The sequence below is a fragment of the Campylobacter sp. RKI_CA19_01121 genome (assembly GCF_025771295.1).
Classification (GTDB): Bacteria; Campylobacterota; Campylobacteria; order Campylobacterales; family Campylobacteraceae; genus Campylobacter_D.
In genome coordinates this window covers 36,941-52,761 of the sequence record NZ_JAKMQA010000004.1, presented here as the reverse complement: position 1 = coordinate 52,761, position 15,821 = coordinate 36,941, and the positions used below count along the sequence as shown (strand labels likewise).

At 30.5% G+C, this 15,821-nt stretch carries 12 protein-coding genes, 1 tRNA gene and 2 pseudogenes; 9 read left to right on the top strand and 6 right to left on the bottom strand.

Annotation, left to right across the window (positions count from 1 at the left end; translation table 11 throughout):
* Positions 1–11: 11 nt before the first annotated feature.
* The 5 genes and pseudogenes from L8T90_RS07925 to L8T90_RS02795 all read right to left on the bottom strand — a co-directional run.
* A pseudogene (locus L8T90_RS07925) lies at positions 12–437 on the bottom strand (methyl-accepting chemotaxis protein); the annotation flags it as partial.
* Positions 438–539: 102 nt separating this feature from the next.
* Positions 540–1,205 (bottom strand): annotated as a pseudogene (locus L8T90_RS07920) (PAS domain-containing protein); the annotation flags it as partial.
* Positions 1,206–1,372: 167 nt separating this feature from the next.
* On the bottom strand, positions 1,373–1,807 hold the full coding sequence (locus tag L8T90_RS02805) for a hypothetical protein (RefSeq protein WP_263663465.1): 435 nt from the start codon (positions 1,805–1,807) through the stop codon (positions 1,373–1,375).
* Positions 1,808–1,825: 18 nt separating this feature from the next.
* Positions 1,826–1,911: transfer RNA gene (locus tag L8T90_RS02800), tRNA-Leu, on the bottom strand.
* 26 nt (positions 1,912–1,937) lie between these two features.
* Positions 1,938–2,261, bottom strand: a complete 324-nt coding sequence (locus tag L8T90_RS02795) for a F0F1 ATP synthase subunit C (RefSeq protein ID WP_012661906.1) — start codon at positions 2,259–2,261, stop codon at positions 1,938–1,940.
* Positions 2,262–2,458: 197 nt separating this feature from the next.
* Here L8T90_RS02795 and L8T90_RS02790 point away from each other — a divergent pair, with 197 nt between their 5' ends.
* The 5 genes from L8T90_RS02790 to pckA are packed head-to-tail and all read left to right on the top strand — an operon-like array spanning position 2,459 to position 9,923.
* Positions 2,459–3,811: a sodium-dependent transporter gene (locus L8T90_RS02790; RefSeq protein ID WP_263682350.1), complete on the top strand. Its 1,353-nt coding sequence runs from the start codon at positions 2,459–2,461 to the stop codon at positions 3,809–3,811.
* Between the two features lie 9 nt (positions 3,812–3,820).
* Entirely contained in the window at positions 3,821–5,158 is a 1,338-nt protein-coding gene (locus L8T90_RS02785; RefSeq protein WP_263736654.1) for a sodium-dependent transporter, read from the top strand.
* Between the two features lie 9 nt (positions 5,159–5,167).
* Positions 5,168–6,502: a sodium-dependent transporter gene (locus L8T90_RS02780; RefSeq protein WP_263663469.1), complete on the top strand. Its 1,335-nt coding sequence runs from the start codon at positions 5,168–5,170 to the stop codon at positions 6,500–6,502.
* 57 nt (positions 6,503–6,559) lie between these two features.
* Entirely contained in the window at positions 6,560–8,338 is a 1,779-nt protein-coding gene (locus L8T90_RS02775) for a biotin/lipoyl-containing protein (RefSeq protein WP_263736653.1), read from the top strand.
* 10 nt (positions 8,339–8,348) lie between these two features.
* A complete protein-coding gene (gene pckA / locus L8T90_RS02770; protein WP_263682346.1) occupies positions 8,349–9,923 on the top strand; it encodes a phosphoenolpyruvate carboxykinase (ATP) in 1,575 nt (524 codons plus the stop codon).
* Positions 9,924–9,940: 17 nt separating this feature from the next.
* Here the strand turns inward: pckA and L8T90_RS02765 are convergent, their stop codons facing one another.
* Positions 9,941–10,306 carry a histidine triad nucleotide-binding protein gene (locus L8T90_RS02765; RefSeq protein WP_220555324.1) on the bottom strand — a complete coding sequence of 122 codons (366 nt, stop codon included), beginning with the start codon at positions 10,304–10,306 and terminating at the stop codon, positions 9,941–9,943.
* Between the two features lie 84 nt (positions 10,307–10,390).
* Between L8T90_RS02765 and pheS the strand changes: the two genes are divergently transcribed.
* The 4 genes from pheS to L8T90_RS02745 are packed head-to-tail and all read left to right on the top strand — an operon-like array spanning position 10,391 to position 15,819.
* Positions 10,391–11,383: a phenylalanine--tRNA ligase subunit alpha gene (gene pheS, locus L8T90_RS02760; protein ID WP_039668703.1), complete on the top strand. Its 993-nt coding sequence runs from the start codon at positions 10,391–10,393 to the stop codon at positions 11,381–11,383.
* Positions 11,380–13,710, top strand: coding sequence for a phenylalanine--tRNA ligase subunit beta (gene pheT, locus L8T90_RS02755; RefSeq protein ID WP_263736652.1), 2,331 nt, complete (start codon positions 11,380–11,382; stop codon positions 13,708–13,710). Before pheS ends, pheT begins: the two co-directional genes overlap by 4 nt.
* Complete coding sequence (aroA, locus tag L8T90_RS02750) at positions 13,707–14,993, top strand: 3-phosphoshikimate 1-carboxyvinyltransferase (protein WP_263736651.1); 1,287 nt, start codon at positions 13,707–13,709, stop codon at positions 14,991–14,993. Before pheT ends, aroA begins: the two co-directional genes overlap by 4 nt.
* Positions 14,983–15,819, top strand: coding sequence for a 4-hydroxy-3-methylbut-2-enyl diphosphate reductase (locus tag L8T90_RS02745; RefSeq protein WP_039668700.1), 837 nt, complete (start codon positions 14,983–14,985; stop codon positions 15,817–15,819). The genes aroA and L8T90_RS02745 overlap by 11 nt, the downstream gene beginning before the upstream one ends.
* Positions 15,820–15,821 lie beyond the last annotated feature (2 nt).

Sequence of the window (15,821 nt, the reverse complement as noted above, 5' to 3'; positions counted from 1 at the left end):
GCTAAAAACTCTTATTTATTTTGCATAGCTTGTGCTACTTGAGCTGAGCTATTTCTAATTTTTTCCATACATTCTCTAGCTTCTTTGGCTAAATCCACACTTTGATTTACACCACTTAAACCATCTTTAATACTTTGTACCACTTCAGCTGTTACATTTCTAATAGAATTAATGGTAGTAGTAATTTCATTTACTGAATGTCCAGTTCTTTCAGCTAGATTTCTAACTTCATCAGCAACCACGGCAAAACCACGTCCATGTTCTCCAGCACGCGCTGCTTCTATGGCAGCATTTAGCGCTAAAAGATTGGTTTGATCTGCTATATCACTAATAGTTTGAATGATATTTTTGATTTCTTCTGATTGTTCATTTAATGATGAAACTAAATTACTACTATTATTCATCATCTCGGCAATATTTTGAATATTTTGAACCGTATTTTCTATAACACTATCGCCTTCTTGAGTTAAATTATCATTTTGTTCTGCTAGCTCGCTAATGAGTTTTAGTTTTTCCTCATCTCTTACAACTTGCTCGGTAATATCTGTTGCAAATTTAATAACTTTATAAATTTCTCCATCATCATTTTTGATAGGATTATAGCTTGCTTCTAGGTGGATTAGTTTATTGTTTTTACCAAAGCGTATAAATTTTCCTGATTGGAATTTACCACTTCTTAATTCTTCCCAAAAAATTGTATATTCTTTTGAGTTTCTAAACTTTTCTTCGCAAAACATACTATGGTGCTTTCCTTTGATTTCACTTAATGAATAACCCATAGTTTGAGTGAAGTTTTCATTAGCATTTAAAATCTCTCCATAAGGATTAAATTCAATAATAGCCATAGAACGATTAGCTGCATCTATGGTGTTTTTTAAATCAAGCATTTCATAGTGCCTTTGAGTAATGTCATTGGCGAATTTAATAACCTTATATACTTTGTTATTTTGATCTAAAATAGGAAGATAATTAGCTTCAAGATAAATGTCTTTTCCACCTTTTGCGATGCGTCTAAAAAGACCATTTCTTGATTTACCACCTTTTAAATCTCTCCAAAAATCAACATAGCGTTGAGACTTTACTACTTCAGGTAAGCAAAACATACTATGGTGTTTTCCTTTAATTTCATCTAGAGAGTAATTCATAGTTTTTAGAAAATTTTCATTAGCGCTAATGATGGTCCCATCTGTTTGAAATTCTATCATCGCCATAGTTTTGCTAATAGCATTAAGTATATCTTGAAAAGCTTGATTAGATTGTTCTAATTGAATAATTTGCTCATTGATTTTTTTCTTATTGACAAACATGAATTTCCTTTATAAAAATAGCTTAAAATTATAAAGTGTTTTTTGAAATAAATAATTTGTTTGTGTTAGTTTTTTGTTAAATTAGAAAATTTTTCTTGCAAAGAAGTTCTGATTGAATCATTAATCTCATCACTATTCTTTAAGTATTGTTCATTAAGCTTTTCGAGCTCTTTTAAAAAGTCAAAAAGAGCTTCTTCCCACAAAGCATTGCTTTTTTTACTTAAATTCATAGTTTGAATATGGTTAAGCTTTCTGCTCATATCGCTTAAATTTTCCAAAAATTCATCTTTATTATTTTCATTTTGAAGTGTAAAAGTGTTTTGTAAAAGATTGTTTTTGATATTTCTTATTTCTTCGTTAATAAGATCACAAAATTCAGGATAGATATCATTTTTAATGGGTTCAAGTAAGGCTTGCTCATCTAATTTTAGTGTATATTTTTTAATAGCAAAAAAAAGAATTAAAAAAGCTATTGCGCTAATTAAGAGATAAAAAACCATTTTTTAAAATTCCTTAAATGGTGCGGTTAGCGAGATTTGAACTCGCACACGCTGAGCGCACCACCCCCTCAAGATGGCGTGTCTACCAGTTCCACCATAACCGCATAAAGCCCTAAAAGGGCTTTTGTGATTAAGCTGCTACTAATGCTTGGAATGGATTAGCATAAAGAGCGATAAGAGCAATAACAAGTGCATAGATAACTTGAGCTTCAATCATCGCTAAAGCAATAAACATAGTAGTCATTAATTTACCACCAAGACCAGGGTTTCTAGCAGTACCTGCTATAGTTGCTGCCGCAGTATTACCCATACCAATAGCACCACCTAAAGCTGCAACACCAAGTCCTAAACCTGCTGCTAAGATAGAAAAAGAAGCTAACCATTGATTCATAGAGCCTTCAGCAGCGAATGCAAAACCACTTAAAGCTAGCATTAAAAATACGATTTTTTTCATAGTATTCCCTCGATATAAAATTTAAATCCTTTCGGCTTGCGTATCCCTACTCGTGATTTATAAAAGCGAAATTATATATTAATATAGCTTTAAAATTATTGAAATTTAAATTAATAAGCATATTTTAAAATAAATTAAAGTTTTTTTTAGCTACATTAAATGTTTTTTATGTGTTTATAAAATTTAAGGTTATTTTTATGAATGATAAATTTTCTAAAATAGGCTTTGTATTAGCAGTGGCAGGTTCAGCCGTTGGGCTTGGAAATGCTTGGAAATTTCCAACTTTAGTAGGGCAAAATGGAGGCTCAGCCTTTGTACTTTTGTATTTATTTTTGACTTTGGGTGTAGGTTTTGTGATATTTTTAGCAGAACTTAGTATAGGAAAACTTAGTGAAAAAGATCCTGTAAATGCTTATTATACTTTAGCACCAAAACACAAAAGAGCTTGGTCTATAGTCGGTTTTTCTTTAATAGGCGCTATTTTGATTGTTTCTTTTTATAGTGTGATTATAGGATGGATTGTGAAGTATGCTTATTTTGGATTTTTTCCTTTACCAAAAAGCATAGAAGAAAGTGGTGCTATTTTTGGAAATTTACTTTCTAATGATGTTTTATCTCAATTTATATGTTTTACTTTTGTATTTATAGTTATTTTTTATGTAGTATCAAAAGGTGTTAAAAGTGGTATAGAAAAACTTAATGTTTGGATGATGCCAAGTTTATTTATACTACTTATTTTAATGCTTGGGTATTCTTTTAGTATGGATGGTTTTTCTAAGGCGAGTGAATTTTTGTTTTCTCCTGATTTTTCTAAGCTTGGTGTAGGGGCGTTTTTGAGTGCTTTAGGACTTGCTTGCTTTTCTTTATCTATTGGAGTGGGTTCGATTATAACTTATTCTGCAAGTTTGCCTGATAAAACAAATTTTATTACAAGTACTATTAATATTATTATTATTAATATTATCATTGGTATTATGATGGGACTTATTGTATTTACTTTCATATTTGAATTTAATGGCAATCCAGCTCAGCAAGGTCCAGGTTTGATTTTTGTATCTTTAATGAGTTTGTTTTCAAATATTGATCCAATTGGCTTTTTACCTTTGGGAAATATTTTAGCCATAGCCTTTTTTATAGCTTTATTTTTTGCAGGGATTACTTCGGCAGTTTCCATGATAGAACCTTTAACCTTTTATTTAATTAATTCTTATAATTTTACAAGAAAAAAAGCTTTGATTTTTATAGCTTTCATTGTGTATTTTTTGGGAAGTTTGTGTATTTTATCAGGAATTGAGTGGAGTAAAGATTCTTTGGAATTTTTTGGAAAAAGTTTTTTTGATATATTAGATTTTATAGCTTCAAATTTAATGATGCCTTTGGGCGGGTTATTTGGTGCAATCTTTGTAGGCTTTGTACTTAAAAAAGAAGCTTTGCAAACTTTATTTTATCCTTATATGAGGGGTAAATACTTTGAGTGCTGGTATTTTTTTGTAAGATATATTTCACCTTTGGCGGTGATTTTAATCATGATAAAACAATTATTTTTTTAAGGTTAAAAGATGAATGAAAAATTTTCTAAAATAGGTTTTGTATTAGCAGTGGCAGGTTCAGCCGTTGGGCTTGGAAATGCTTGGAAATTTCCAACTTTAGTGGGTAACAATGGCGGTTCAGCTTTTGTAGTGGTGTATTTGCTTTTAACCTTAGGTGTGGCTTTTGTGATATTTTTAGCAGAACTTAGCATAGGAAAACTTAGTGAAAAAGACCCTGTAAATGCTTATTATACTTTAGCACCAAAAAATAAAAAGGCATGGTCTCTAGCGGGATTTTTTATGCTTGGTGCTATTATTTTAGTGTCTTTTTATAGTGTTGTGATAGGTTGGATAGCAAAATATGCTTATTTTGGATTTTTTGAACTACCTAAAGATACAAATGAAGCAGGCGCTATTTTTGGAAATTTACTTTCTAATGATGTTTTATCTCAATTTATATGTTTTACTTTTGTATTTATAGTTATTTTTTATGTAGTATCAAAAGGTGTTAAAAGTGGTATAGAAAAACTCAATGTTTGGATGATGCCAAGCTTATTTATACTACTTATTTTAATGCTCGGGTATTCTTTTAGCATGGATGGTTTTTCTAAAGCAAGTGAGTTTTTGTTTGTACCTGATTTTTCAAAATTAAGTGTTAATTCTATATTAGATGCACTAGGGCTTGCATTTTTTAGTATGTCTTTGGGTGTTTGTGTGATTTTAACTTACGCAGCAAGCTTGCCTGATAAAACAAATTTTATAAGTAGTGCTTTAAATATTATCATCATTAATACTATCATTGGCTTAATGATGGGGCTTATTGTATTTACTTTTATATTTGAATTTGGGGCTGATCCTACCCAACAAGGTCCAGGGCTTATATTTATATCATTAACAACACTTTTTGCAAAATTAGGATTTTTAGGAAATGTTTTAGCCATAGCCTTTTTTATAGCTTTATTTTTTGCAGGGATTACTTCAGCTATTTCCATGATAGAACCTTTTACTTTTTATCTTATAAATCGTTATCAAATTTCAAGAAAAAAAGCTTTGGTTTTTGTAGGTGTGATTGTTTATTTTCTTGGAAGCTTATCTATACTTTCTTTTTATCATGTAAGTGCGCCAAGTTTAAATTTCTTTGGAAAAAGTTTTTTTGATATTTTAGATTTTTTCATACAAAATTTATTAATGCCAATTTCTGCTTTAATTACAGCGTTTTTTGTGGGTTTTGTGCTTAAAAAAGAGGCTTTGCAAATTTTATTTCATCCCTTTATGCGCGGGGTGTATTTTGAAATTTGGTATATCTTTTTAAGATATATTTCTCCATTAGCAGTGATTTTAATCATGGCCAGACAGCTTTTTTTCTAAGGCATTAAAATGAATGATAAATTTTCTAAAATAGGCTTTGTATTAGCCGTTGCAGGTGGTGCTATAGGGCTTGGAAATGCTTGGAAATTTCCAACCTTAGTAGGGCAAAATGGTGGTTTTGCTTTTGTGCTTTTGTATTTGCTTTTGACTATTAGTGTGGGATTTTGTGTATTTTTAGCTGAAATTGCTATGGGAAGATTAAGTCAAAGTGATCCTGTAAATGCTTATAAAAGTTTAGCAACCAAGTATGCTCAAAAATGGAAATTTGCTGGATTTTTTATGCTTGGTGGAATTTTTGTATTATCTTTTTATCTTGTTATTATGGGTTGGGTTTTAAAATACATGATAACTTCGATTTATTATTTGCCTAGTAATACCCAAGAGGCAGGAGCTTTGTTTGGAAATTTAATACAAAATAGTATTTTGGAAAGTAGTTTGTATTTTTTAATTGCTTTTTTTCTTACCTTGTTTGTTGTCTCAAGAGGGGTTAAAAGTGGTATAGAAAAACTGAATGTTTGGATCATGCCAAGTTTATTTATCATGCTTGTATTAATGCTAGTGTATTGCTTTTTTCAAGATGGTTTTAAAGAAGCTTTTGTTTATTTGTTTTATCCTGACTTTACTAAACTTAATCTAAACTCGGTTTTAACAGCTTTAGGCCTTGCTTTTTTTACCTTATGTTTAGGTATAGGTTGTATTACTACTTACGCAGCTTCATTAAAAGATGATACAAATTTAATCACAAGTTCAGCCATAATTGTGCTTTTAAATATCAGCATTGGCTTAATGATGGGGCTTATTGTATTTACTTTTATATTTAAATTTAATGCCAATCCCGCAGAAGGTGCTGGACTTGTATTTATATCTTTAACGACTTTATTTTCCAACTTAGGTGCTATCTTTGGGCATTTTTTAGCCTTTTATTTTTTCTTGGCTTTGTTTTTTGCAGGGATTACTTCAGCAGTTTCTATGATAGAACCTTTTACTTTTTATCTTGTGAATGAATATAAAATTTCAAGAAAAAAAGCTTTGGTTTTTATAGGTTTTGTGGTTTTTCTTTTAGGGATGAGTTGTATTTTATCTTTTAGTGCTAGTTATGGGGCTAGTTTTAGTTTTTTTGGTTTTAGTTTTTTTGATATTTTGGATAAATTAACTTCTAATTTTATGCTCCCACTTGGAGCTATTGCTAGTGCTATTTTTGTAGGATTTTTTGTAGATAAAATGAAAATGTATAATTTGTTTTCTAAATTTATGAGTAAAAGTATTTTTGAAATATGGTATTTTTTACTCAGATTTGTTGCGCCTGTTGCGATTATTATCATTATGTTAAATCAAATTTTATAAATTTATTTTTTAAGAAATAAGGTTATAATTGCAAAGATGCAAAAATAAGGAAAAATTATGGCTAAAAAATTAATTGATGTGATGGATACCACATTTAGAGACGGTTTTCAATCTGTTTATGGTGCTAGAGTTTTGATGAATGACTTTTTTCCTGCCCTAGAAGCAGCTAAAGAAGCAGATATTAAGCATTTTGAATTTGGCGGTGGAGCTAGGTTTCAAAGCTTATTTTTTTATTTAAATGAAAATGCCTTTGAAATGATGGATAAATTTAGAGCCATCGTTGGAAAAGAAGCAAATTTACAAACCCTTGCAAGAGGGGTTAATACTGTAGCACTTGATACAGGTAGTAAAGAAATTATTGATTTACATGCAAAAATGTTTGCAAAACATGGTACAACTACCATAAGAAATTTTGATGCATTAAATGATGTAAATAATTTGAAATTTAGTGGAGAATGCATAGTTAAACATGGTTTAAAACATGAAATTACTATTACTTTAATGGATTTACCTCCAAAATGTAAAGGTGCGCATGATGTACCTTTTTATGAAAGAATTTTAAAAGAAATCCTACAAGCACAAATTCCTTTTGATAGTATTTGTTTTAAAGACGCAAGTGGAACTTCAAATCCAAATAAAATTTATGAAGTTATTAAAATGGCTAGAAAAAACTTGCCTGAAAATATGCATATAAGATTACATACGCATGAAACTGCAGGGGTGAGTATAGCATGCTATTTAGCAGCTTTAGAAGCAGGTGTTGATGGTGTAGATTTAGCTGCTGCTCCTGTTAGTGGTGGTACTTCTCAACCTGATATTTTAACCATGCTTCATGCTCTAAAGGGAAGTAATTTTGATCTTGGTCTGGATGAAGAGAAAATTTTAAAATATGAAGAAGTGTTAAAAGATTGCTTAAAAGATTATTTTCTACCACCTGAAGCAACAGCGGTAAATCCTTTAATACCTTTTTCACCTATGCCAGGTGGGGCATTAACTGCTAATACACAAATGATGAGAGATAATAATATTTTAGATAAATTTCCTCAAGTTATAAAAGCCATGCAAGAAGTGGTAGAAAAAGGTGGCTATGGTACTTCGGTTACTCCTGTATCGCAGTTTTATTTTCAACAAGCTTTTAATAATGTAATGTTTGGTCCTTGGAAAAAAATAGCAGATGGATATGGTAAGATGGTTTTGGGATATTTTGGAAAAACTCCTGTTGCTCCAGATCCTGAAGTAATTAAGCTTGCAAGCGAGCAATTAAAATTAGAACCAACTACAAAATTAGCCACAGATATTGCTGATGCAGATGAGAGTAAAAGCATAGCTTATATTAAAAACTTATTGGAAAAAGAAAATTTAGAAACAAGTGAAGAAAATATTTTTATCGTTGCAGCTTGTAAAGAAAAAGGTATAGCTTTCTTAAAAGGTGAAGCTAAGGTTAATGTTAGAAAAAATAGCAAATTAAAACCAAGTCTTGTTAATGAAAATCAATTTACTGTTTCAGTTAATGGTAACAAATACCATGTAGAAGTAAGTGCAGGTTTTGATAGAGATGTTAATGTTAAAAGTGCTGTAAAAGCAAGTAGTAACAACACAGAAGCTAAAAAAGTCCAAACGGGTGATAATGCTATCGTTGCAAGTATGAATGCAAATGTATTTAAAATTTTAGTCAAAGAAAATGATAGTGTAAAAGCAGGGCAAGTTGTAGCTGTACTTGAAGCTATGAAAATGGAGATTGAAGTTAGTGCAAGTAAAGATGGAGAAATCGCAGAACTTTTAGTAAATGCTGGTGAGAGTGTAAGTGAAGGCCAAGCTTTAATGACTTATAAATAAGGAGGCAAAAATGATAGGTTTAGAAAATTTAGGTTTAGAAAATATCGGGCAAGTTTTTCATAATCTTAGTTATGATGAGCTTTTAAAACATGAAAAAAATAACAATGAAGGTGTATGTACTAAAAATGGTACCTTTAGTGTGGATACGGGAATTTTTACCGGAAGAAGCCCTAAGGATAAATATTTTGTAAAACAAGATCCTTCACAAAAATATATTGCTTGGGGTAAGATTAACCAACCTATTAGTGAGGAATTATTTGAAAAACTTTTAGCAAAAGCTAAAAAGCAGCTTAGTAATAGTGACATTTATATCCAAGATGCATATTGTGGTGCTTCGTTAAAAAGTCGCAAAGCTGTGCGTTTTGTAACACAAATTGCTTGGCAAGCGCATTTTGTAAAAAATATGTTTATTCGTCCAAAAGAAGAAGAGCTTGGTGAGTTTAAACCTGATTTTGTGGTGTATAATGCTTGCAAATGTGTGAATGAAGACTATGAAAAAGATGGTTTAAATTCAGAAGTTTTTGTCATTTTTAACATAGAAAAAAATATAGCAGTAATTGGTGGGACTTGGTATGGCGGAGAGATGAAAAAAGGAATTTTTTCTATGATGAATTACTGGCTTCCGCTAGAAAATAAACTTCCTATGCATTGTAGTGCTAATGTTGGAGAAAAAGGTGATGTGGCGCTTTTCTTTGGACTTAGCGGTACAGGTAAAACTACTCTTTCAACCGATCCAAAAAGAAAATTAATAGGCGATGATGAGCATGGTTGGGATGATGAGGGTGTGTTTAATTTTGAAGGAGGTTGTTATGCAAAATGTATTAACCTTGACCCTCAAAGTGAGCCAGAAATTTATGGAGCTATAAAGCAAAATGCACTTTTAGAAAATGTAGTTTTAAAAGATGATTTAAGTGTTGATTTCAATGATGGTTCTAAAACTGAAAATACTAGAGTTTCTTATCCGATAGAACATATTTTAAATCACGAGCCAAGTCTTAGCGCAGGTCATCCTAGTAATATTATTTTCCTTTCAGCAGATGCTTTTGGTGTTTTACCTCCGGTTAGTAAACTTAGTAAAGAACAAGCAATGTATTATTTTCTAAGTGGTTATACTGCAAAAGTAGCAGGAACTGAAAGAGGTATTACTGAGCCTGTTGCGACTTTTTCAGCTTGTTTTGGAGAAGTGTTTTTGCCATTACACCCAACTGTTTATGCAAAACTTTTGGGCGAAAAAATCAGCAAGCATAATGTGAATGTTTATCTAGTAAATACCGGTTGGAGCGGTGGAGCTTATGGTGTAGGCAAAAGAATGAGTATTAAAGCTACTAGAGCTTGCATTAATGCGATTTTAGATGGTAGCATACAAAATTGTGAGTTTGAAAACTATGATTTATTTAATCTTGCAGTTCCAAAAGAATTAGCGGGTGTAGAAAGTAAGTTATTAAACCCTGTTAATACTTGGGAAGATAAAAAAGCTTATGAGGAAACCAAATTAAAGCTTGCAAAAATGTTTATAGAAAATTTTAAACGCTATGAAGATGTAAAAGAAGGAGCAGAATTTAAATTAGCTGGTCCTGCTATCTAAAAAGAGTTAAGCTCTTTTTAGAATAGTGATTCAGGATTGATTTGGGTTTCTTTATTTTTTGGAAGCTCAAATCCACCTAACATATGAAAATGTAAATGAAAGACTTCTTGTCCGCTATTTTTTCCACAATTTGTGATTAATCTATACCCACTTTTATCAAGTCCTAAAAGAGTAGCTAATTCTTGGATAAATTGTGTCATTTCACTCATTAATTCAGGTCTTAATTCTTGAAAGTTTTCAAAATGTTCTTTTGGAATGATTAAAATATGAATAGGTGCTTTAGGATTAATATCATGAAAGGCTAAAAATTTTTCACTTTCTAAAACTTTATTAGCAGGGATTTTTCCTTCTATGATTAGTTCAAATACGGTTTTTTCTCTCATTTAATAGTCCTTTTTTTGTTATTTTTGCTAATTTTAAATAATTTTACATTAGAATGTTTAAAAAAAATTTAGTTGGAGCTAAAATTGCAAGATATGATAGAAAAAATTGCTTCTGCAAGTACTTTAGCAGAACTTGAAAATATAAAAGTAAGTGTTTTAGGAAAAAAAGGTATTTTGACTTTGGAATTTGCAAAGTTAAAAGATTTGCAAGGTGAAGAAAAAAAAGAATTTGCTAATGGTTTAAATAAAGCAAGAGATGAATTTAATGAAGCTTATCAAATAAAATTAAAAGAATTAGAAGAAAAAGCTTTAAATGAAAAAATGAAACAAGATGTGCAAGATTTTAGCTTTTTTGATGAAACTTCAAATGCAGGTGCTTTGCACCCAATCATGCAAACTATGGATAAAATCATAGAATATTTTACAGCTTTAAATTTCAGCATAGAAAAAGGGCCTTTGATTGAGGATGATTTTCATAATTTTGAAGCATTAAATTTACCACAAAATCATCCTGCAAGAGATATGCAAGATACTTTTTATTTTGAAGATAAAACCTTGCTTAGATCCCAAACTTCTCCAGTTCAAATTAGAACTATGCTATCTCAAAAACCACCTATTAGAATGATAGCACCAGGTGCAGTTTTTAGAAGAGACTTTGATATTACCCATACACCTATGTTCCATCAAGTGGAAGGACTTGTGGTAGAAGAGGGTGATAAGGTAAATTTTGCAAATTTAAAAGATATGCTAGAACATTTTTTAAAACATATGTTTGGTGATGTAAAAGTGCGTTTTAGACCTAGCTTTTTTCCTTTTACAGAGCCATCTGCTGAAGTAGATATTTCTTGTGTATTTTGTAAAGGTTGTGGATGTAGGGTTTGTAAGCAAACAGGATGGCTTGAAGTTTTAGGATGTGGTGTTGTTGATCCTAATGTTTATAAATTTGTTGGTTATAAAAATGTAAGTGGCTATGCTTTTGGTTTGGGTGTGGAGCGTTTTGCTATGCTTTTACATAAAATTCCTGATTTGCGTTCTATGTTTGAAGGTGATTTAAGATTATTGGAGCAATTTAGATGATTATTAGTAGAAATTGGTTAAATGAATGGATTGATTTAAGTGAAATATCAACGCAAACTATAGTAAATACTTTAAATTCCATAGGATTAGAGGTTGATAGTTTCAAAAGTGTTAAAGCTCCCCAAAAAGTTGTAATAGGTAAGGTTTTAGAAAAAGTTAAACATGAAAATTCAGATAAATTGAATATTTGTAAAGTAGATGTTGGGAATGAAATTTTACAAATTGTTTGTGGGGCAAAAAATGTTGATAAAGATCAATTTGTAGCCGTATCTTTAGTAGGCGCAGTGCTTCCAAATGGACTTGAGATAAAACCTGCTAAACTTAGAGGGGTTGAATCTATGGGTATGATTTGCTCTTCTAGTGAGCTTGGTTTTGGAAAAAGTAATGAAGGCATTATGGTTTTAGATGAAAGCATGGGGGAATTAGTTCTAGGAAAAGCTTTAAATGATTATGAACTTTTTAATGATGAATTAATTGAAATTGAACTTACTCCAAATCGCGGAGATTGCTTGAGTTTATATGGTGTTGCTAGAGATTTAAGCGCGGCGCTTGATTTAAATTTAAAAGAATTAAACCCTTTAAAAGAAAGTGAAAATAGCGTAGGTATAGGAAGAATACTAAGTGTTAAAAATCAAAGTGATGTCGAAGGGTTTTTTGCTTATAAAGCTTTAGAAATCAAAGAAGAGTTTAAGTTAAATATCACGATACAAATTCGTCTTGCTTTGATTGAATTATATAAAAACAACAACATAGAAAATCTTTTAACTTATGCAACTCATGCAAGTGGGGTGATTTTTTGTGCTTATGATTTTCATAAGCTTTGTCAAGATTGTCAAATCGATGAAAAGATTGTTTTAGAGATTAAAACTCAAGAGCATGGAGAATATGGAGTTTATTATAAAGATGAGTTGATTGCTTTAGCAGGTATAGAGCAAGAAGATAAATTTAAAATCAATGATGAGAGTAAAATCATCATTATAGAAGCAAGCTATACTCATCCTCAAACTATAGCAAATGCAATAGCCTTTTATAAAAAGAAAAATGATACTATATATCGTTCTTTAAGAGGTAGTGAACCTAAGCTTTCTTTGGGAATGGAGTATTTATTTAATGAGTGTTTAAAAATTAGCGCGATGAGTGTTTTTTCAGGAAGCCAACAAGTTTTTAAAGAAAATGAAGCAAATATTATTGGTATTTTTGGTGCAGAGATTGATAAAATCATTGGTATGCCTATAGATAAAAATAATTTAGTAAAAATTCTTAAAAAACTAGGCTTTGAAATAAGTGTGGTAAATGATGAGCAATTTAATATCAAAATCCCACTTCATCGCAGTGATATAGCAAATATAGCTGATATTAGTGAAGAAATAGTAAGAATTATTGGCATTGATAATATCCCATCAAAAGCTTTAGAATTTAAAGAAAAAAATCGCCTAAATCAAGTATATTTTGATTATCAAGAGCTTAAAAATTTAAGATTAAAAGCAAGTAGTAATGGGTATTTTGAAAGTGTGCATTATGTTTTAGATAATGAAGAAGAATTAAGTCAATTAGGATTTAAATGCATTAAAAATAAGCTTATTAATCCTATCACCAATGAGCTTAATACTTTAAGAAACACTTTGATAAATCATCTTTTAAATGCAGCAAGTTTTAATCTAAGAAATTCAAAAAAGAAAATCAAACTTTTTGAATGTGGTAGTGTTTTTGATGAGTTTTCAAATGAGCATGCTAAATTTGCGATGATCTTTAGTGGCTGCAAAGAAGAAGCTAAAATCACAAATAAAGCTAAGCCTATTTTGGTAGATTTTTATACTTTTTTAGCAGAATTAAAAAGCATTATAGGTGATTTTAGTTTGCAAAAATCAGAATATGTGTTTTTAAGCCCATATGAGCAAGCAAATGTATATAAAAATGGTAAGCGTATAGGGTTTATAGGTAGAGTGCATTTAAGTATAGAAAATAAAAGAGATTTGGTTAAAACTTATATTTGTGAGCTTGATTTAGAAGGCTTAAAACAAGACTTTAAAACCGCTAAAGCTTATTCTAAATTTCCATCTATGAGCAGGGACTTAAGTATAGTTATACCTAAGGGTTTTGAATATGAAAAAATCAAACATACCATTGCTAAATTAGATATTGAAAGATTAGAAAGTTTTAGAGTAGTAGATTTATATACAGATGAGAATTTAGGCGATTTTTATAGCTTGACTATTAATTTAGTATTTAGAGATTTTGAAAAAACCTTAGAAGATAATATTATTCTTGAATATATTGATAAAATCATCAAAGCTTTAGATGATGAGTATGGTTTAAAACTTCGATGAAAATCAGTCCTATTAGTTCTTTTACAGCAGAGCTTGAAGATATAGCTTCTGATAAGTCTATATCTCATCGCTTTGCTATCTTTTCTTTGCTTACCCAAGGAACTTGCAAAATTAAAAATTATTTAAAAGCCCAAGATACTTTACATACTTTAGCAATCATTCAAGCCTTGGGAGCTGAGGTTGAAGAAATTGATGGATTAATTTGCATTAAAGCTCCAAAATATATAAAATCTCCAAATTGTGTTTTAGATTGTGGCAATTCAGGTACAGCTATGAGACTTTTAATAGGTCTTTTAGGCGCTATTGAAGATGAATTTTTTGTACTTAGCGGTGATTGTTATTTAAATGCTAGGCCGATGAGACGCGTAAGTGAGCCTTTGATGAGTTTAGGGGCTAAAATTTATGGAAGAGCTAATGCAAATTTAGCACCTATTTGTATACAAGGAGCTAAGTTGGATGGTTTTGATTTTAGTAGTAATATTGCTTCAGCTCAGGTAAAATCAGCTTTAATCTTAGCAGCTTTATTTGCCAAAAAAGAAAGTTATTTTAAAGAAATTGAGCTTTCAAGAGATCATAGTGAGATTATACTTAATAAAATGGGAGCTTGTATTGAATATTTAAACGAGGAAAAAACTTTTATCAAAATCAATCCTCTAAAAGAAAAATTAAAAGCATTTGAAGTATGTGTGCCAAATGATCCATCATCGGCCTTTTATTTTGCTTTAGCTGCTTGTATTTTACCTCATTCAAAAGTAGTTTTAAAAAATGTTTTGTTAAATAAAACACGCATTGAAGCCTTTAAAATTTTAGAAAAAATGGGCGCAAAGATCACCTATAATATTACCAATGAAGATTTTGAAAGTATTGGAGAAATTTGTGTTGAAAGTGCGCCTTTAAAGGCAGTAAGTGTGAGTGAAAATATCGCATGGCTGATTGATGAAATTCCAGCTTTGGCCATAGCTTTTGCTTGTGCAAAAGGAAAAAGCATTATAAAAAATGCTAAAGAATTACGCGTAAAAGAAAGTGATAGAATCAAATCAATTGTATTAAATTTGCAAAAATGTGGCATAAAAGTAAAAGAATTAGAAGATGGTTTTGAAGTAGAAGGTGGCGAAGTTAAAAGTGCTAAAATAGAAAGCTTTGGAGATCATAGAATTGCGATGAGTTTTTTAATTTTAGGTTTAAGATGTGGAATGGAAGTAGATGATAGTGAATGCATTAAAACTTCTTTTCCAAATTTTATTGAGATTTTAAAGCAAATAGGAGCTAAAATTGGAGATTGAACTAGCAAAAAGCTATGGATTTTGTTTTGGGGTAAAAAGAGCTATTAAAAAGGCTGAACAGATTAAAGATGCAGCTACCATAGGCCCTTTAATCCATAATAATGAAGAAATCACAAGACTTTGGAAAAATTATAATGTTAAAACATTAAACGATATCAATGAATTAAGCACAGAAAAAAAAGCTATCATTAGAACCCATGGTATTACAAAGCAAGATTTGGAAAAATTAAAGCAAAAAGATATAGAAATTTTTGATGCAACTTGTCCTTTTGTGACTAAACCTCAAAAAATTTGCGAGCAAATGAGCAATGAAGGTTATGAAGTTGTGATTTTTGGAGATGAAAATCATCCTGAAGTAAAAGGGGTTAGAAGTTATGTAAGCACTAAAGCTTATGTGGTTCTTGATGAAAAAGAATTATTTGATATTAAATTGCCTTCTAAAATTGCAGTGGTATCACAAACTACAAAAAAGATAGAAAAATTTATGGAAATTGTAAATTATTTAATGCTTAGGGTTAAGGAAGTGCGCGTTTTTAATACCATATGTGATGCGACTTTTAAAAACCAAGAAGCAATCAATGAGCTTGCAAAAAAAAGTGATGTAATGATAATAGTTGGAGGGAAAAATTCAGCTAATACTAAGCAACTTTTTTTAATAGCAAAAAATTACTGCGAGGATAGCTATTTAATCGAAAATGAAAAAGAAATTCAAAAAGAATGGTTTAGCGGTAAAGAAAAATGCGGTATTAGCGCAGGTGCTTCTACACCTGATTGGGTGATTGACTTGGTTTTGGAAAAAATCAAAGAATACACCAAAATTAACTAAGT